This is a genomic window from Oceanospirillum sediminis (assembly GCF_014164585.1).
Taxonomy (GTDB): domain Bacteria; phylum Pseudomonadota; class Gammaproteobacteria; order Pseudomonadales; family Halomonadaceae; genus Oceanospirillum; species Oceanospirillum sediminis.
In genome coordinates this window covers 26,060-44,567 of sequence record NZ_JACJFM010000005.1, presented here as the reverse complement: position 1 = coordinate 44,567, position 18,508 = coordinate 26,060, and the positions used below count along the sequence as shown (strand labels likewise).

At 46.3% G+C, this 18,508-nt stretch carries 18 protein-coding genes; 12 read left to right on the top strand and 6 right to left on the bottom strand.

What is annotated here, in order from left to right; translation table 11 throughout:
* Positions 1 to 11 precede the first annotated feature (11 nt).
* The 3 genes from H4O21_RS05570 to H4O21_RS05560 all read left to right on the top strand — a co-directional run bounded on the left by H4O21_RS05570 (position 12) and on the right by H4O21_RS05560 (position 1,777).
* Complete coding sequence (locus tag H4O21_RS05570) at positions 12 to 632, top strand: LysE family translocator (protein WP_182807853.1); 621 nt, start codon at positions 12 to 14, stop codon at positions 630 to 632.
* A 102-nt stretch (positions 633 to 734) separates the two neighbouring features.
* Positions 735 to 1,283 (top strand): hypothetical protein, encoded by a 549-nt coding sequence (locus H4O21_RS05565; RefSeq protein ID WP_182807852.1) that lies wholly within the window; start codon positions 735 to 737, stop codon positions 1,281 to 1,283.
* Positions 1,284 to 1,447: 164 nt separating this feature from the next.
* Entirely contained in the window at positions 1,448 to 1,777 is a 330-nt protein-coding gene (locus H4O21_RS05560; protein ID WP_182807851.1) for a hypothetical protein, read from the top strand.
* Between the two features lie 147 nt (positions 1,778 to 1,924).
* Here H4O21_RS05560 and H4O21_RS05555 read toward each other — a convergent pair whose 3' ends face one another.
* Positions 1,925 to 2,086 (bottom strand): hypothetical protein, encoded by a 162-nt coding sequence (locus H4O21_RS05555; protein WP_182807850.1) that lies wholly within the window; start codon positions 2,084 to 2,086, stop codon positions 1,925 to 1,927.
* Between the two features lie 304 nt (positions 2,087 to 2,390).
* On the opposite strand from H4O21_RS05555, the gene H4O21_RS05550 reads away from it, so the two are divergent.
* From H4O21_RS05550 to H4O21_RS05540, 3 genes are all read left to right on the top strand, one after another.
* A complete protein-coding gene (locus tag H4O21_RS05550; RefSeq protein WP_182807849.1) occupies positions 2,391 to 2,909 on the top strand; it encodes a GNAT family N-acetyltransferase in 519 nt (172 codons plus the stop codon).
* A 194-nt stretch (positions 2,910 to 3,103) separates the two neighbouring features.
* Positions 3,104 to 3,802: a hypothetical protein gene (locus H4O21_RS05545; protein WP_182807848.1), complete on the top strand. Its 699-nt coding sequence runs from the start codon at positions 3,104 to 3,106 to the stop codon at positions 3,800 to 3,802.
* Between the two features lie 271 nt (positions 3,803 to 4,073).
* Positions 4,074 to 5,642: a choice-of-anchor I family protein gene (locus H4O21_RS05540; protein ID WP_182807847.1), complete on the top strand. Its 1,569-nt coding sequence runs from the start codon at positions 4,074 to 4,076 to the stop codon at positions 5,640 to 5,642.
* 270 nt (positions 5,643 to 5,912) lie between these two features.
* On the opposite strand, the gene H4O21_RS05535 is transcribed toward H4O21_RS05540, so the two are convergent.
* Positions 5,913 to 6,866, bottom strand: coding sequence for a chemotaxis protein CheV (locus tag H4O21_RS05535; protein WP_182807846.1), 954 nt, complete (start codon positions 6,864 to 6,866; stop codon positions 5,913 to 5,915).
* A gap of 114 nt (positions 6,867 to 6,980) precedes the next feature.
* On the opposite strand from H4O21_RS05535, the gene H4O21_RS05530 reads away from it, so the two are divergent.
* Together H4O21_RS05530 and H4O21_RS05525 are read left to right on the top strand one after the other, a co-directional pair.
* Complete coding sequence (locus H4O21_RS05530; protein ID WP_182807845.1) at positions 6,981 to 7,874, top strand: TatD family hydrolase; 894 nt, start codon at positions 6,981 to 6,983, stop codon at positions 7,872 to 7,874.
* Complete coding sequence (locus H4O21_RS05525; protein ID WP_182807844.1) at positions 7,843 to 8,334, top strand: hypothetical protein; 492 nt, start codon at positions 7,843 to 7,845, stop codon at positions 8,332 to 8,334. Before H4O21_RS05530 ends, H4O21_RS05525 begins: the two co-directional genes overlap by 32 nt.
* Before the next feature lie 99 nt (positions 8,335 to 8,433).
* Here H4O21_RS05525 and H4O21_RS05520 read toward each other — a convergent pair whose 3' ends face one another.
* The 3 genes from H4O21_RS05520 to H4O21_RS05510 form a co-directional block, all read right to left on the bottom strand.
* Positions 8,434 to 10,164 carry an ABC transporter permease gene (locus H4O21_RS05520; protein WP_182807843.1) on the bottom strand — a complete coding sequence of 577 codons (1,731 nt, stop codon included), beginning with the start codon at positions 10,162 to 10,164 and terminating at the stop codon, positions 8,434 to 8,436.
* 113 nt (positions 10,165 to 10,277) lie between these two features.
* The gene (locus H4O21_RS05515) at positions 10,278 to 11,306 is read right to left on the bottom strand and encodes a Fe(3+) ABC transporter substrate-binding protein (RefSeq protein ID WP_220495525.1); all 1,029 of its coding nucleotides are present in this window, start codon (positions 11,304 to 11,306) and stop codon (positions 10,278 to 10,280) included.
* 139 nt (positions 11,307 to 11,445) lie between these two features.
* Complete coding sequence (locus H4O21_RS05510; RefSeq protein ID WP_182807842.1) at positions 11,446 to 12,021, bottom strand: elongation factor P hydroxylase; 576 nt, start codon at positions 12,019 to 12,021, stop codon at positions 11,446 to 11,448.
* A gap of 196 nt (positions 12,022 to 12,217) precedes the next feature.
* Here H4O21_RS05510 and H4O21_RS05505 point away from each other — a divergent pair, with 196 nt between their 5' ends.
* From H4O21_RS05505 to H4O21_RS05490, 4 genes are all read left to right on the top strand, one after another.
* A complete protein-coding gene (locus H4O21_RS05505) occupies positions 12,218 to 13,633 on the top strand; it encodes an MATE family efflux transporter (RefSeq protein WP_182807841.1) in 1,416 nt (471 codons plus the stop codon).
* Entirely contained in the window at positions 13,603 to 14,688 is a 1,086-nt protein-coding gene (locus tag H4O21_RS05500; RefSeq protein ID WP_182807840.1) for a DUF3080 family protein, read from the top strand. The genes H4O21_RS05505 and H4O21_RS05500 overlap by 31 nt, the downstream gene beginning before the upstream one ends.
* Positions 14,689 to 14,961: 273 nt before the next feature.
* Positions 14,962 to 15,672 carry a hypothetical protein gene (locus H4O21_RS05495; protein ID WP_182807839.1) on the top strand — a complete coding sequence of 237 codons (711 nt, stop codon included), beginning with the start codon at positions 14,962 to 14,964 and terminating at the stop codon, positions 15,670 to 15,672.
* 377 nt (positions 15,673 to 16,049) lie between these two features.
* Positions 16,050 to 16,511: a hypothetical protein gene (locus tag H4O21_RS05490; RefSeq protein WP_182807838.1), complete on the top strand. Its 462-nt coding sequence runs from the start codon at positions 16,050 to 16,052 to the stop codon at positions 16,509 to 16,511.
* A gap of 143 nt (positions 16,512 to 16,654) precedes the next feature.
* On the opposite strand, the gene H4O21_RS05485 is transcribed toward H4O21_RS05490, so the two are convergent.
* Positions 16,655 to 18,493 (bottom strand): protein kinase domain-containing protein, encoded by a 1,839-nt coding sequence (locus H4O21_RS05485; RefSeq protein ID WP_182807837.1) that lies wholly within the window; start codon positions 18,491 to 18,493, stop codon positions 16,655 to 16,657.
* Positions 18,494 to 18,508 lie beyond the last annotated feature (15 nt).

Genomic DNA, 18,508 nt, shown 5'->3' with positions numbered 1-18,508 from the left:
ATGCAACTTTAATGATATCTGTTGAATTTTTGATTACTTCACTTGTCGTTGTACTGATTCCCGGCACTGGAGTTCTGTATACCGTAGCCTCAGGTTTATTTATGGGCTGGCGGGCTGCTATTGCAGCTGCTATCGGTTGCACTATAGGCATTGTACCTTCACTACTGGCCAGTGTATTCGGGGTGGCACTGATTTTTCACACCAGTGCACTGGCATTTCAGATAATTAAGTATGTTGGCGTGATTTATTTGCTCTATCTTGCCTGGTCTATGTGGCGCTCATCCGGAGCTTTACAATTAGGAGAGAAAAAAGCAGAGCAACAGAGCATGGTATCGGTAGCAATCAGAGGCTGTCTGATCAATATTCTTAACCCGAAACTAAGTGTTTTCTTTCTGGCGTTTCTGCCTCAGTTTTTACCATCTCAGGCTAATCAGCCGGTTGAACAGATGGTCATTCTGGGTGGTATTTTCATGCTGATGACGCTGTTGGTCTTTATTCTGTACGGAATGCTGGCAAATAGCGTAAGGGAATATATCATCCATTCTGAAAAAATCAGTGAGGTAATACAAAAAGTTTTTGCAGGAAGTTTTGCTGCTCTAGGGTTAAAACTGGCATTGACAGAAAAGGCTTAAAAACGGGGCGAACTATTGTTATCCCAGGATTACTTCATCCGGAACCTTGATGATTCGTGTCTGCAAAGACCAGTATATAATAATGAATTTAAGGGATTATTTATGGCGCTACCTATCTCCAAAGGCTTGTCGGTCAATATCGGGAAAGCGATTGTCGCATACTGTTATTTGAGAATGGTCGATACAGCTTATGCTGATCCTCGCAGTTTTATTGGCACATATCGAGCAGATCCATTATCAGCATTAAAAGCCAGATTGTCCGGTATCGCCATGATTACTCAGGGTTCAGACCTGGAGTTAGATGATATTGCCGATATTAAAGCCGATTTCTACAAACTGGACGAAGGTCATTCTATGCTGTGTTTTAATGTCAGCGAGTATGCAGGAGTATTCAGAGTAGATGAAAATACGCCTCTGATTGTGCCATCGTTTTTTTGTGTTGTTTATGACGATGCATTTGCTGAAGAGCCTATTGTGTTTGTGCAGGAACCAACAATGGACTCTGATGAAATGATACTGGCACAACTCTTACCTGAGCGAGGCCGTATTAATCTGGGATTTGGCGGGGAATGCAGTGCGGCTGGTTTCTTCCGTCGTGTGGTTGAGACTCTGGGAGCAGTTGTAGTCGAAGATCGCCAGACCAGCCATTGATACGGATCAGGAGTCATTAATCTATTGCATACAAATAAGCACCTGGACAGCAGCTGGATAATATCAAAATACTGTTGTTCAGATATGTATAAATGCATATTTCAGGCCCGGAGCACCATCATCAAAGGGAACCCGGACAAAGATCCGATTTTAAGGAGTACGGGATGAGCAGGATATTATATTTACTGGTAGCGGGGATTATCTTACAGGGCTGTGCAACTACCGGGATTGCCTGGCAGCACCCAACAGCCAGTCCTGAGCAATATTACTCTGATCGTTCTACCTGCAAGCTGATGTCTTCACATGAACTTGATGAACTGTATATTCCCGTTCAGCACTCCTTTAATACAGGCATTACCGGTGAGTTTATTCAGAATACGCCTTCTGGAACGATCAATCTTTATGAGCAAGAACAGGCCTTTCAGGAGTGTATGCATAGTAAAGGCTACTCCCCCTCATCTGAGCCAGCACCAGCTAAACAGCTGTCTGAGTAATTTGTTGTGCCTGTAACAGAATACCTGGACGGCTTATCCTTCAGCCGTTTAAATGCTTTTTTCCTTCCAACCGATGTTCGTTATTTTAAGGTGAAAAGTTAGTGAGTAAGAACAGTAAAACCCGTCAATAGCTATAGAAATGACAAGTTATTCAGCTGTAGCGGGCAGCTCTTTCGTATGGGTTGCGATACTCAGTAGCTGCAGAAATGCAGTAATGTTGTCATCTTCCAGTACGGCAGTCAGATATTCAGCAATCATTTCTTCATTATCCAGGGATTCGTTAGCATCAAATAACTTCAACTCATTCATAGGACATTCCTTATTCGTACTGGCTCTTTTTTGTTATCACTTAACCATAGACTAAAAAATGACACTTTGATTAATTTTTCCTATCAGGCTTAATATTTTTTGCAATCATCAAAAGCCTCTGATGCCAGTGACCCTATTTTCCCAGGCCTTGCAGGTGCCGAAATGTCATGCCTCAGGGCTATTTAGTCAACTATCTCGAAAACGACCATGATTCAGACTACATAGAACTGAGAAAAGTACGCCATACTAAGGATAAGCCTGAAGCACTGCGCTATTGCATTATATTGGGCTAAAAGGAGTATATATGAGTAAACTTACCATAAGGGAGTTAATGGAATCAGACTGGAGAACTTACCGTGAGCTACGCTTATGGTCATTGCAGGATTCTCCTGATGCATTCGACTCAACTTACGAAGAAGAAGAGCAATGGCCAGATGATATATGGCGTTCAGGCTTTACCAGCAAAGAAGGTGCCGCATTGCAGTTACCATTAATCGCAGAGCTAAATGGTATTGCAATTGGCCTGGCGTGGGGTGTTGTGGCTGATCAGAATGACCAGCAGGCATGCCTGAATCAAATGTGGGTATCCCCCAGCGCCAGAGGAATGGGTATAGGTCACAAACTGATGCTTCGGGTGATTGACTGGGCCAAAGACCTGGCTCTGGATGCCATTGTTCTGTCGGTGCCAACATCTAACCCCGGAACAATGCATTTTTACAGAGCAGCAGGGTTTCAGCCGAACGGTGAACGGACTGAACTCAGAGAGGGCACAGAACTGACAGCCCAGCCCATGAGACTTGAGCTGTACGATGATGCGGCCTGAACAGTATTCATATATGAAACAAGCCGTTATGCTGATCAGGACAATACTTGAGTAATCTTCTGCAACAGCCATTTTTTATGGGAAGCCGATATTTTATCCAGGTAAGGCATATCAGAAGATGTATAATACACCTTTGACAAATAAATGATTTACATCTTAACTTTCCGTTTGCAAAAGCCGTAATCAGGAGAAGTATGAAATACGGACTTGTCATCAATGACCAGATCATCTGCGAACCAATTTCAGACCATTCTCAGTTACTGAATATTGCTAAGCAGAAGGGGGCGCCGGTATCCGATACCAGCCCTCCACTATCTGGTGAAATCACGCTAGAACGGGAAGGGCGTCTTTTTCATCTGTGGCCTGCCGAAGAAAAATTTAATTTGCCTCCGGCTGATATTGGTTTTGCAACCAGCTATTCCGCCTGGACTCTTGATAAGAGCAGTATGAGAATTACCAGAGAGTGTAGACACTCTCCTATGACATTTAGCGAGACACTGAAAGACTTACGACGTCATATCAGATATCAGAGAGATGTCGCTTTATCTCGTATTGAAACAGCCTGTGCGGCAAATGGCGGTAAAGTCTGGGCCAGACAGCAGGCTGAAGCTGCAGCCTGGCTGGAAGATAATACGACACCTGTGCCCATGATTCAGAAGCTGGCAAACCGTGGCGGGGTGACGGTAGCCGTTGTTGTACAGAAAATTGCCAGCAAAGCAGCTGCAGCAAATAACCTTACAACAAAGGTAATGGATGATGTTCTGGCCGCTGAAAAAAAGATTAAGGCATTAAAAGCTATGGCTGATGCTAATAGTTTACCTGACAGCTGGCTGGATCAATTGCAATATATTGCTGGACACTGGCGTAATAACTGGCCTCCAGAGCTATTATAGCGTTAACACCTCTTATAAAGTCGGCATAAAAAGAATAACAATTACATTTACTAGCATACAGCACACTGAACCTCTCTGCTCCCGGCAGGAGTAATCGGTCACATCCTGAAAATAAAAATCCAGTATTATCAGATCGGGGCTTAACCTGCTGCGAAAGAGCGATACCTGTCGGACCCATCATGCTGTCACGTGGATGACATTGAATTTTTTCATACTTACCTGCTCAACATATTTCACATCAAACAAGACAACACAAGGATAAACAGACGACATGAAAAAGTTAGCACTGACAGCACTGGCTGGCGCTGTCTCATCGGTACTTTTAACCGGTTGCCAGACGACTCAAACAGCTCAGACGGTGGTTAATCCAGATATTGGTGGTGGCCAGGTGTTGCTGTACAGCGCTGACGGTCAGTTTATTGATGCCGCTAATGTCGGGCATTTACCGGATATGGTGCGTTTTGTCAGTGCCAGCAAGCTGGTAGTGGCGAATGAAGGCGAGCCTTCAGATGATTACCGTCTGGACCCGGAGGGTTCCGTCAGCTTTATCACCCTGTCTGACGATAAAAAAGTGGCTCAGGTAAGCACTCAGGGGTTTGCTAACGTACCGGTTTCTGGACGGGTACGTATCAAACCGGGCAGCACACTGAAAGAGGATCTGGAACCTGAATATATTGCTGTCAACAAAGATGGTAGTCGGGCCTGGGTATCGCTGCAGGAAAATAATGCCATCGGTCTGATTGATCTGAACGCAGAAAAGATTACCGAGGTGAAAGGTCTGGGGGAAGTACGCTGGCGTGGGCAGGCAGTAGATCTGTCTGATGATGGTAAAGCTCAGCCTGTGCAAAGCAACCCGGAAAATATTTATGCTCTGTATCAGCCAGATACTATCGCCTCTTATCGTGTGAATGGTAAGGATTATCTCGTTACCGCAAATGAAGGTGATGATCGGGAATACGATGGCTGGGAAGATTACATCAAAGCCAAGAAGCTGAAAAACAGTCAGGGTGGTTCAGCACTGTCTGCAGAGCTGCAGCAGCAACTATCAGCCCAGAAAAGTGAATCTTTGAGAGTATTCCGTGATATGGGCCAGGATAACGACGGTGTATATCGTCAGTTGTATATGGCAGGTACTCGCTCTTTCTCTATTCGTGATATGAACGGAGAACTGATTTTTGACAGTGGTTCAGAATTCGAGCAGACACTGGCGAGTATTCTGCCTCAACAATTTAACTCCCGGGTGGATGGCGATGAAGAAGGCTTCTTCTTCGAAGGAATTGATGCCAGAAGCCTGAAAAAAGGAGCGGAACCCGAAGCTCTGGCACTGGCAGAAATCGGCACTCGCCATTTCGCATATATTGGTCTGGAAAAACAGGGTGGTATTTTTGTCTACGATATCACGAACCCTTATCAACCTCGCCAGGTTGAGTACTTTAATGATATTAACTACGAGCAGAAACCAGAAAATGCCGGAGACCTGGAGCCGGAAGGCATGGTGACCTTCGAGCAGAATGGAGTTCCCTATCTGGCCGTTGCTAATGAAATGAGTGCAACAGTCAGTCTGTATCAACTGGGGGCGGATGGTCGCTTGAACAAGCTTAGCTCTGTTTCCCTTGGCAACTTTGATGAAGGTGCCGCGGAGATTATTGATTACAACCCTGAGAATCAGATGCTGTATGTCACCAATGGTGAACTGAAGCGTGTGGATATGGTCAGCACCAGTGACCCAGAAGCAATCAGCATCTCTGGCTTTATCGACTTCTCTGAGCACGCCGATGATCTACAGAGCGTTTCTGTCAAAGATGGTGTCGTAGCTATTGCAGTGAGTCGACGGGATTAACCATCAGGATAAGTCAAACTGATTGGTGCTCTGGATCAGCGCCAGTAAAGATCAGGCCCTTCTCAGGGCCTGACTGAAAGCTTTTACCTTAACTCAGTAAAAGTCAATAGCAGTAAGCATGACACCTCAGGAACATAAATAGTGCTAGAAATAAGGCACTTCCAGAACATGATCACCATAAAGTTAACAATGCATATTCTGGCAAGCTATTGATAAAACAGCGAGCTTATTGACTCGCTGCCTGATATGGAGTGTATTTATTATCGGGATTCAACTGGTTGGTTCTGGTTCAGGCAAGCCTTTTACCTGTGCAACACGCTTCAGTACAATATCAATCAACTGATGCGGCTGAAACTTCGACAAAAAGTCATCGCAGCCAACTTTTTGCACCATTGCCTTGTTAAAGCTGCCGCTCAATGAGGTATGCAGGACAATAAACATATCTTTAAGGCGAGGGTCATCGCGAATTTCTTTGGTCAGACGATAACCATCCATTTCTGGCATCTCAGCATCCGTAATCAGCATCAGGAGCTTATTGGGCACATCTTCTCCGGCATCTGCCCAGGCACGTAACTGATCCAGCCCTTCGCGCCCATCACAGGCCTGATGAATAGTAATGCCCAGCTTACCGACTGTTTCCTGGACCTGAGACCTGGCGGTAGAGGAGTCATCCACCATGAGAATTTCCATCCCATGAGCCGCTTCACGCAGTTCATTATCCAGGCTCTCAGTATCCACATCAATCAGGTATGGGGAGATCTCTGCAAGAACTTTTTCTACGTCAATGATCTCAACAATCTGTTCTTCAACACGAGTGATAGCAGTCAGGTAATGCGAACGTCCAGTAGTTCTGGGCGGAGGCATAATCTGATCCCAGTTCATGTTAATAATGCGATCAACACCACCCACCAGAAAAGCCTGAATAGAATTATTATATTCAGTTACAATAAGGTTGCTGTCTGCTGTTGGCTGTAAAGCAGGCATACCAATTGCCTGACTCAGATTAATCACAGTCACAGTTTGACCACGAAGATGAGTTACACCCACGACGTAAGGATGGTGGTGAGGCAGATTAGAAAGTGCAGGCAAACGCATCACTTCCTGGATTTTAAACACATTGATGGCAAACAGCTGTCCGGTTAACAGCCGGAACATAAGCAGCTCCAGACGGTTTTCACCGACAAGCTGAGTACGGGAATCTACACTTGCTAATACCCCTGCCATGGGTCACTCCACTTTGTGATGTTATCTTTAAATCGTTCTCGAGGATGCTCACCTCCCGGCGAGAACCCAATATTAGTTAAATTTATAGTTTTTTTCTATCGGGATTCCAAGTAAATGACCGCAACTGAAGGAAATAATCTGTTGCAGGCACCTGAGCCGTTAACAGATATTGGTGTAAACCTGACCAGCAATCGCTTTGATAATTGCCGTAATGAAATTATAGAACAAGCTGTCTCTTCTGGCATAACCCGTATGATACTGACAGGTACATCCGTTAAGGAATCAGAAGCCGCCAGTACACTCTGCCAGCAATATCCGGAGAATCTCTGGTTCACCGCAGGCGTACACCCTCATGATGCCAGTCAGTTCGACAAAAGCACACCAGCAGCCCTGAAAGATCTGGCGATGGAAACAGCCTGCGTCGCTATTGGCGAAGCAGGTCTTGATTTTAATCGCAACTTTTCAACATCAGAACAACAGATCAGCGCTTTTGAAGCACAGATTGAGCTGGCTATTGAAACCGGAAAGCCGATGTTTCTGCATGAAAGAGAAGCATTTGAACGCCAGCATGAAATGCTGAGGTATTATCGGGATCAATTGAAAGATGCCGTAATCCACTGTTTTACCGGAGATAAAAAGTCTCTGTTTGGCTATCTCGATCTGGATCTTTATATCGGCATAACAGGCTGGGTATGCGATGAAAGACGTGGTACTGAGCTACAGGAGCTGGTACATAATATTCCTCTGGATCGGCTGATGATAGAGACAGATGCCCCCTATTTACTGCCCAGGAATATGACCAAAAAACCAAAGGACAGAACCAATCGTCCCGCATTTCTGCCCTGGATTTTGCTTCAAATCAGCCAGTGCTATCAGAAAGAAGCACTGGAACTGGCAAGAAGAACACGCGAAAATAGCGCTTACTTTTTTAATCTGCCCCCTGAATCCCTGAACGATCAGACAAAAGAGAAAATACATGACCCGGTTTCCGATTTTTATCGACTTTGAGTGTAGTAGTCCCGATGATGATGGCTTCCCCATTGCCGTTTGCTGGTCACTGCCCGACGGCCAGGTAAAAAGTACTCTGATTATCCCTGAAGATCACTGGCTACAGGGACAAAGTTATCTGTTTGATGATGAAAGAATCAGTCTGGATGACCTTATGATGCATGGCGTCAGCCCGCTGGAAGTCATTCGGGAAATGCAGTCAGATATTGATACCGATACGGTTTACAGCGACGGACTGGGAGAGGATGAACACTGGCTGGAAATGATGTTTTCTGCCTATGGAAATGAAGCTTCTTTCCATATTACCGCAGCCCCTTTACTGTACAACATAGAATACGAGCACTGGCAGGAGAATAAACAACAGTGGCTCGAAGACCAGGGGCTGGATAATTATCAGTCAGAAGCCAATGTGGTGGCGATGCTGAACTTGCATCAGCAACTGAAAGAACTGCATCGCTGAAACGGGTTTCACTGTGCATAAGTGCTATGTCTGTCAACAGAACGGGGACTGAAAAGTCCCCGTTTTTTATATTTTATATTAACCAGTGATAAGAACAGCCTATTCAGCGCTGGCCTCTCGTTTTTCATTTCTGGAAGCAATGATCGAGCGGCTGAGCAAAATCACCGGAATAATTCCAACCAGCACAATAACCAGAGCAGACAACGCAGACTCTTCCAGCAGTTCATCAGAGGCAAACTGATAAACATGCGTTGCCAGGGTATCAAAATCAAAAGGCCTGAGAACCAGAGTAGCAGGTAACTCTTTCATACAATCGACGAAAACAACCAGAGCCGCTGTCAGAACGCCGGGTTTAATAATGGGCACATGGACCTTCAGCAGAGTTTCCAGCGTGCTATATCCCATTGAACGTGCCGCCATATCCATACTGGGCGTGACCTTTTCCAGACTGGATTCAATACTGCCTGCAGATACCGCCAGAAAACGTACCATATAAGCAAAAATAACCGCAAATAAAGTGCCGCTGAGTAGCAATCCAGTGGAAACACCAAACCAGCTTTCAAACAGCGCATCAATGCTATTATCAAAAGCGGCCAGAGGAATAATAACGCCCACCGCCAGAACCGCGCCAGGCATCGCATACCCCAATCCTGACACAGCAACAGCTCTCTGCACCGATTTCCGGTTTACCAGACGCTTACCATAAGCCAGTACAAGCCCCAGTAACACAGTTCCAAAAGCTGCAGAAGCCGACAGCATAAAGCTGTTCCAGCTCATGCTGAAAAACTCTGGCGTCCAGGATACATCGAAGTACACCATCGCGTGGCGGGACAAAGACAGTACAGGAACAATAAAGCCCAGCAAGAGCGGAATAAAACAGATCAGCCAGCTGAAAAAAGCTTTCTTACCGGTTAATTTCTGTCTGTTAAATGCTTTAAAACGATCCCCTCTGGAGAATTGCTTCTGACGCCGCCGGGAAAAACGCTCCATACCGATCAGAGCCAGAATAAACAACATCATGACACTGGCTAGCTGAGCAGCACCTCCGATATTGCCCATATTCATCCAGACATCATAAATACCTGCCGTCAGCGTGCGAACAGCAAAGTAATCCACGGTTCCGAAATCATTCAAAGCTTCCATCAATACCAGTGCCAGCCCTACAGCCAGTGCCGGGCGTGCCGTGGGTAAAGAAATTCGCCAGAAAACCTGACGCTGTGTGCAGCCCAGGGTTCGCGCCGCATCTCTCAATGAGGCCGACTGCTCAATAAACGTCGCCCTGACCATCATAAAAACATAGGGATACAGCACCAGCCCCATCATCAACACAGCACCACCGAGACTGCGGATCTCAGGAAACCAGTAATCTCTGGCTGTTTGCCAGCCAAACAGCTCTCTTAGCCCACCCTGTAACCAACCGGAATACTCCAGCATATCGGTATAAACATAAGCGATAACATAGGCCGGGACAGCAAAAGGCAGCAGTAAAGCCCATTCAAAAATTCGCCGTCCGGGGAAATCATACATGGTCGTTACCCAGGCCGTGGAGACGCCTGTCAGTGCAGATAGCCCACCAACGCCCAGCATCAGCAACAACGTTGTCTTAACGTAATCGGGCAATACGGTATCAAACAGATGGGGCCAGATATTCTCTTCAGGGAACATCGATAGCCAGATGACAGACAGAACGGGCAAAAGCACGATGGCCGCAATGGCCCACACCGTCCACTGCCAATAACCTGTTCCGGGTGGAGCAGGTGTTCTGTCAGAAAAAAGGGCTTTCAGAAAGCTCTTTTTATTTTTATCGGATAACTGTGGCTGAAAATTCATATAAGTCAGATATGCAAAGGGGCAGCCGTTAAAGCCACCCCGAATTCAGAGGAGTTATACTCCTCTGTTTTTAAAGGTTTTTCAAGCCAAATCATATGTTTAACACAGATGACTTACTGGTTATAACCCACTTCATTAACCATCATAGCAGCACGTTTACGGTGCTTATCCACTTCTGCCAGAGAAACCTGATCCGCTTTAAACTGTCCCCAGCCTTCGATCAGTTTGTTCTGCGTAACACCTGGCTTAACCGGAAACTCAAAGTTCTGCTCTGCATAAATCCTCTGAGCAGTATCTTCTGTCAGGAAACGCATCAGCTTAATCGCACTATCACGGTGAGGCGCACTTTTCGTCATGGTCATACCACTGATATTCACATGGGTACCACGATCATCCTGATTAGGATAAATCAGATTCACAGACTCGGCCCAGGCACGTTGCTCTTCATTATTCAGCATTTTGCCATAGTAGTAGCTGTTGCCCACGGCGATATCACATACGCCCTCTTTAACCGCTTTGACCTGGGCTCTGTCATTGCCCTGCGGCTTACGGGCCAGATTATTTTTCACGCCTTCCAGCCAGGCTTTGGCTTCTGCTTCACCGTGTGCGGCAATCATGGAGCCAATCAGAGCAATATTGTAAGTATGATCACCTTTACGCGTACATACACGGCCTTCAAACTCAGGCTTCGCCAGATCTTCATAGCGAGTCACACTACCCGGTTCAATACGATCTTTCGAAGCATAGATAATACGAGCCCGTGTAGTCAGACCAAACCAGTGGCCATCCGGGTCACGATACTGAGCCGGAACATTGGCATTAATCACACTGTCGTTAACAGCCTGAGTGACGCCCGCATCAACGGCCCTGTTCAGGTTGCTGACATTAGACGTTAACAACAGATCTGCCGGGCTGTTTTTACCCTCGCTCTTCAGTCGCTGAATAATCCCTTTCTTTGCAAATACAACTTTTACTTTAATACCCGTCTCTTTTGTGAAGGCATCCAGAATAGGCTTCAACAGAAATGCCTGTCGGTCTGAATAGATATTGATTTCAGCGGCATTTGCACTGAAAGCAACAGATGCCCCTGTAGCCAGCACCATACCAGCAACCACTTTTTTCAGAGTACTCAGTCTTGTCATATTCTGCACCGATTAAATCGTTAAAAATAAAATATCTAATAAAAATGAGAATAATTTTATTTAAACCCAGATCAATCATAAAAACAAGGTTTTATGCGAATCATTAGCATTCATAATGCTATTAAAAAATAGTTGATAATCAACATTCTGCCAACATTATTGATACTTTTTTATCCGATAAATGACGTACATCAGGACTTAATACCGTAACAGATCCGGTCTGATAATAGTCTGCTAAGGCGTCAAAAAAGCGTTGGGCCCGACCGGGCAATCCATGATTCAGATATTTCTGAGCTTTGAGATCGACGTTATGAGAAAAGCCTGAGGTATCTCCGGGAGATCCATTCAGGTTATCGACACTGACCCGAAAGGGAAACCCTGCCGCGCTGCAAAAACACTTTTCCATTGCTTGAGGAACCACTTCAACGGTCTCAAATAGCCGCTGTTGCTGCTCTGTCCGGCCATCAGGTTCATACCAGTAGCCATAATCTTCCAGTAAACGGCGCTTAGCCCCGGCAACGCACCAGTGGGCAATTTCATGCATAGCACTGGCATAAAAACCATGGGCAAAAATAACCTGATGCTCACTGCCGGTCATAGATGCAGGCAGATATATTGGCTCATCATCTCCACGAACCAGACGGGTGTTCTCACTGATCAGAAAAAGATCATTAAAAATTCGAATCAGATCATCACAATGATGAAGATCACTCACAGCTAACCTCAGCCAGTCAAATAAATGCAGTCAGCATTATACTGAGATGGAGTAGCTTTTCAGAAAATCATCCTGTTTTTTTGACACTGAGCAAACCGTTACAGACAAGCTTTACTCTGATCGCTAGAATAAGCTGCTTTTATGATGTCCTTCCGAATCAGTTCATTTTCTTTTTTTATCTAATTTTCAGGTTGTTATGTCATCCTCTTTTCTACCGGATAATACAGAAAACGGTACAGACTTTCGTACCGAAGTCTACAAACTGCTTATCATTGCACTTCCTATAATGGGCGCCCAGCTGGCTCAGTCGGGTATGGCTGTTGCTGATACGCTTATGACAGGCCGTCTTGGCGCCGATGCACTGGCTGCGGTGGCTCTGGGAGCCAGCATCTGGACACCTTTGTTTCTGTTCATGGCGGGTGTGATGCTTGGTCTGACGCCATTTGTTGCTCAGTGGCAAGGGGAAAACAAACCGGAAAAGACCGGACCTTTTACATTTCAGGGGTTCTGGCTGGGGCTGGCTATGTCACTGATCAGTATTATTCTGATCTCTTTCCATACCTATGTGTTGGATCTGATGTCGGCTCCGGTACACCTGTATGATCTGGTATCAGACTATCTTCTGGGGATTATGCTGGCCTTTCCGGCAATCGGTCTTTATCAGACTATGCGCAGTTATACCGAAGGCCTTGGCCTGACAAAACCGGTACTGATCATCAGTGTTATCGCTCTGTTAATTAATATACTGGCTAACGCCGTGTTGATTTTTGGCTGGGGGCCGATTCCCGCTTTAGGTGTGCTGGGTTGCGGTATTGCCACAGCCATTGCAGTCTGGTCTTCTGTTATTATGATGTGGCTGAATATCCGCTATCGTTCACGCTATCAGCAAACAACGCCTTTTCAACATTTTTCATTGCCGGAGCCCCGTATACTGAATACGATTCTGCAAACGGGACTACCTATTGGCGTAGCTATCTTTTTCGAAGTTGGACTATTCACTACCATTGCCCTGTTTATTGCCCACCTGGGCACAACTCAGGTAGCGGCACACCAGATTGCACTGAATGTCACGTCTGTGACCTTTATGATACCTCTGAGTCTGGCAATGGCTTTAACAGTCAGAGTGGGTCATAGTCTTGGTGAACAAAAACGCAAACATACCGATGACACTGCGCCTGAGGCAGTTTACGTCTCTCGCAGGATCACGCGCTTTGTTGCCATAACCGGTATTATCTGCACAGTGATCGCCTCCGGGTTTACTGCCAGTATTATGTTCTTTCTGCCGGAATCTATTGCACGCTTGTATACTGCAGATACAGAGGTTATTGCCCTGGCGGTAACCCTGCTGCATCTGGCAGCCGTTTTTCAGTTATCGGATGCCCTTCAGGTCAGCGCCAGTGGTGCCTTAAGAGGTTATAAAGATACTAAAATCATTATGCCAATCACCCTGGTATCCTATTGGGTGATCGGAATGGGCCTGGGTTACGTACTGGCTTTAACTGATATTATTGTTCCGGCACAAGGTGTGTCAGGGTTCTGGTATGGCCTGATTGCAGGTCTGAGTTGTGCGGCGATACTGTTATGCTGGCGTCTGAGAAAAACAGCAAGCTAATTGTTACCCTGATCACCAGAAGCGGTTTGCTTCTGGTGACATCTGTTGTACTGGCAGCCTGTTCTAAAGGGGACAGCCTGCAATACAGGTTTGATGACTATCAGGCCCGTCTGGCCAATATTCTGGATATCCCTGAGCCAGAAAACCAGCCTCTTGATAGCATACGCTATCCTGAAAAACGTATGCGTTTACAATCTATTCCGGAATTTGAGCAAGGTCTGGTAGAAGTCTGGGACTTCAGCCGTTGTGAACTGATGGAGCTGATCAATAAGCGCAACAGCAATCTGGGTAAGGTAATGCCCGCTTCTCAGCGTTTTATCTACGAGAATAAGTTCTGGCAAAAACTCAGCCCCTGCTATGAAAAACGGGAGCAGTGGCGACTGGAAGATAATGACTTTGTTCAGAGACTTGAACAACTGCATCAGCACAAACAGCAAATTATGCCACTGGTTTTTCAGCAGATGCTGTTTTCTGGCCCGGAACTGGAGAATCAGTTTGCCAATACCCAGCCTGTTCTCACTCCAGGACAGACTCCGGAATATCTCTCACTGACCACTGCGATGGATCACCTGCTAAAGATCAGTGATAATCCTCTGACAGCGGATGTTGATGGCGCCATGCTGGAGCAGAACCTTCAGTCGTTGTACCAGCAGCCGCTGTTGCAATCTGTATTAAAAACCCTGCAACTCAGTACTTCCGAGCTGAACCAGACCAGCGCTATGCTGGAACAGAAATTTAACCAGCGTCCTTTGTGTCTGACAGGACGCCCAACACCCAGAGCAAAAAAACTGTTTAACGTGTTACAAAAGTTTTATCTGCAAGCAATACAGCCCGAGCTGGCGCACCATAACAGAATAGCCAGCCAGCTATTGCCCAGAATCAATCAGCTGTTTCTGTTCAGCACCAGCAATCAGGCAATGGAAACCTTTAGAAAAAACTGGCTGGATCAGGAGCAAAAGGGACTCTGGCAGGCATATCTGACAGCAAACCAGAAGCATACCAGCATCTGGAATCAGATCCTGAGAAGCTGTGGACTGTTTCCCCGTCAGAACTGAACTCCCCGGATAATCATGCGCTATCAGGAGTACACATAGTAATATCAGAACCGGTTTATACCTCACCGTTACTACCAGTATAATCCCTGGCAAAATAGTCGGAAAAGCTGGCACCTGATTCAGAATGAACTATGCTGAACATACAGGTGTCTGATTTATCAGGCTTTCTCGTTTCCTATCACTGCGATTCAGAATTAATCGAATAGTATTTGTGAAACAGGAAATGCTGTACCGCAACACTGATTCCCTGTTAACAGGGACAGGAGGGATGCTATGAATACCTCACCTGCACAGTCCGGTACTGTTAACAATGTCATTGATCTGTTCAGCCGTCAGGTGCGTACTGATCCGGATGAAAAAAAATTTATCCGCATCGCTCCCGAGCTGGATGGTCTGGCGATGGTTTACAGTCACCCAAGTGACCCATCCACCCTTTTTTCCCTGCGTCTGATTGGCTGGGGCATGCAAAAAAATGGCAGAATAACCGGTATCGTTCCCTGGCTTCAGGAAGTGATCTCTGCAGAAGATGCCTGTGATCCGAAAGGCGGTCAGTGGCAGGGGTACTACGACTATGAATCAGAGACTGTATTCAGTGAACCTCCTGAGCACAAGATTGCTGAGCTGGAAAAATCAATTGAGGTCTATGAGTTTATTCCTGATGAAGAACGCTACGTCATGCAGGCTGTTCCGGATATCACTGGCACTCATATTGTCAGCCTGATGGAAGAGGAGCGTAGCTTCCAGCTGGCAGAAGTGCATAGCTGGAGCCTGTATAGTGATGGCAGTATAGAGGCGATGCTGGTAGATGAAGACAAAGTCACGAATACGCCAGTTCTGCCGGGAGATGACTGCCTGTATCCAGTCAGTGACGTTAAACAGATCAGCTACTATTTTCAGTATCAGATTGCTAATCAGATTAAACGAAGGGAGCCTGAAGCGATGCAGGCTCTGCTACGCATGATGCATAAAACCGGAATCGCCTGACACTGGCCTTCAGCCATATCAGGATACCCCACACCAACGGAACCCAGGCCCGCTTGACGGGCCTGGAGGTCACTTAAAAAGTCTGATTTATCTGATCACCTCCATCCAGCGTTTTAAAGGTGGCCGGAGCTTTTTGGCCGCTCCAGCAACTAAACCGGCAAATATTTTCCGCGCTTCAGAGCTTATTATTGCCAGATGTTTATATTTCATCTGACTGCAAACAATACTATTGCGGCTATGAATCCCCAACTAACACCCTTTTGTAAATAAGTCGTCAAGAGATAGCAAAGAAGCGGTAAAGTACCAAAAAGAAGGCATTGAAAGGAATATGCTTTGCTCTGTACGGAGTGTTTAACAACATAATGGAGCTTAAGCATATGAATATTTCAGGTATCCAGTCAGGTCAGGGGCCAATGAGAGGCCAGGAACTCAGCCCGGAAGAGCGTCTGAACAATCTGGTAGAGAAAATTGAAAGCGGTGATATCGATACCGACAAACTGCAGGAAAAACTGACACATCGTTTTGGTGAAGATGCAGACGGTATTGTCTCAGAAGATGGCAGCGTCGATATTGAGAGCATGAAAGAGTTATTCGCCAGCCAGGCACCACAGGGTGGGCCTTCACCGCAAGGCCAGGGACAAGGTGGTATGATGCCTCCCCCTCCACCACCGCCTGAAGAGGGAGATTTGCAAAGCAAACTGACAGAAATGTTTGGTGAAGAAACGACTGCCGGATTTTTTAATGAAGACGGAGATCTGGATTTCGACGCCTTAATGGCAGCCCTGCAGGAAAATATGCCAGAAGAGCAAACAGGCTCTTTGCTCTCTGTTCAGGCATAAAGCGTTAAGTACCACACAGTATTTTATTGATACAAGAACATCAAAAAGAGAAACGCAGACCGGGGAGGTTTTCCGGGCTGTCGATAGTGCACTCTGACTATAATATTAGTTCAGAGTGCACGATTTACCCGTTGATTCATCTCTTATCCAACGGGATTTACCAGCGGGTTCTTCGGATAAAAGTGATCCGGCTGATGTGCCAGGTGAGTAAAGGTCCGGGTGTTTTTATAAGGCAACTTCATGAAACCTGAAATCCCCAGCCCATCAATCAGGTGTACATTTGCCAGAATAATATCCAGTGAATCCGCAAATTCCTGTTTTTTATGCTCATCCAGCAGTACGTAGTAACTGTGTATCTTCAGGTGAGTGGGCAGACTCTCAAAAATGATACAACCGGTATGGCGGATATCATTCAGCTTTTCAATTTCGTGGCGGATTACCGACGGCAGTTCCAGTTGTTCATCCGGGTCTTCGCCGTCTTCAAAGTAGGAGTGATTCCGGCTGGGCTCTTCTACAGGAGGGGCAGGCATCACATCAAACGGAATTCGGGTGTTTTCTGGTACTACGAAAGGTACATTCTCATCTTCCCGTTCAATATGCAGGGTCACCCTGGCGTTAAACATACAGCATTTGAAGATGCCCACACGCTGAACAGAACGAGCCAGATTAACAATATTGTTCACTGAAGCAGTAAAAGAGCGTAGCAGTTCCGGGTTATGCAGGTTCAGGCTGGAGTCGATATGCACGCCTTTTTCATCCCAGTGCACTGCCAGACCGCCTACAATCGGGTACTTGCCCAGACGACTGATACTGGCCAGCAAAGCACGCTCGGTTTTCCCCATGCCATGCATAAAGTTTTTGTAGTATTTTTCTAATTCAATATCATCCACATCAACCAGATAGTGCTCCATCTGCTCTTCTCGCAGGAAGGTTTTGCGCGAGCTGTACACCACAGTATCAATCGCCTGATGGTTTTCATGATTCCAGACCGGTACCAGGGGTTTATAATCGGGCCAGACATCTTCTGCGAATACCAGATGCCGCATGTTTTGCATCTGTTTAATAAAGTAATCACCCGCCACACGTTGTTTCTGAATATCATCATCCAGCATAGCCTGCAGAGTACGGGCAAATTCAATCGGCAGGCCCAGCGAAGTGGGTGGAATGGCTTTGGTGCCGTAACGGCAGGATTGCCCGGAAGCCAGAGCATACAGTGTGCCTGCTACACCCTGTTCATCAAAACGAGGAGAGGACAGAGCGCCGTTAAGCTGCTCTTCACCAATAAAGTAAACATCGCCCAGCTTAGCGTTAGTGTTCTGATGATCCGCACTCATCATACTGATACCGGAATCCCCTACCGCCTGGCCTTTGGTATCCACCTGAGCAAAAACGCTGGAGCCCCAGTCGATCAGTTTAACGGTTTCGGTCTCCGGGTCGATGACGATATTGGAAGGTTTGATATCACCATGCACAATGGGTTTGGCGCTGCCCCGTTCTTCAAACTCCCTCATGGCAACCAGTACATCCCGCATCTGAGCAGCAATTTTTACCACCAGCCGAGGGGGTAATGGACCATTTTCGATACTGTACTGTTCCAGATCCATGCCTCTGGCCCGTTCCATAATCAGCACGGACTGACGACCGATCCGGGTGTACTCGTTCACCATAGGAATATTCGGGTGATCGATATGCTGCTGCATCCAGGCTTCTTCTTCTAACCGGTCCTGAATATGCTGAGGCAGATTAATGCGGGAGAATTTGAACACATAGGGGGTACCGGATTCGGAGTTACCACCAAACACAAAGCCATAAGCGCCTTTACCGATAAATTCGATATTGGAAAAACCATGTTGATTTAACTGCTCCTCACACAGGCTAACCCAGTCTTTAATCTTCTGAGCATCCTGATGGCTCATCAGATAGATGGACTGTTCTTCGTTGATATAGAAGTGCTGTAAACGAGAAGGATAGTTATGAGACATGCTTTTTTATTCTTA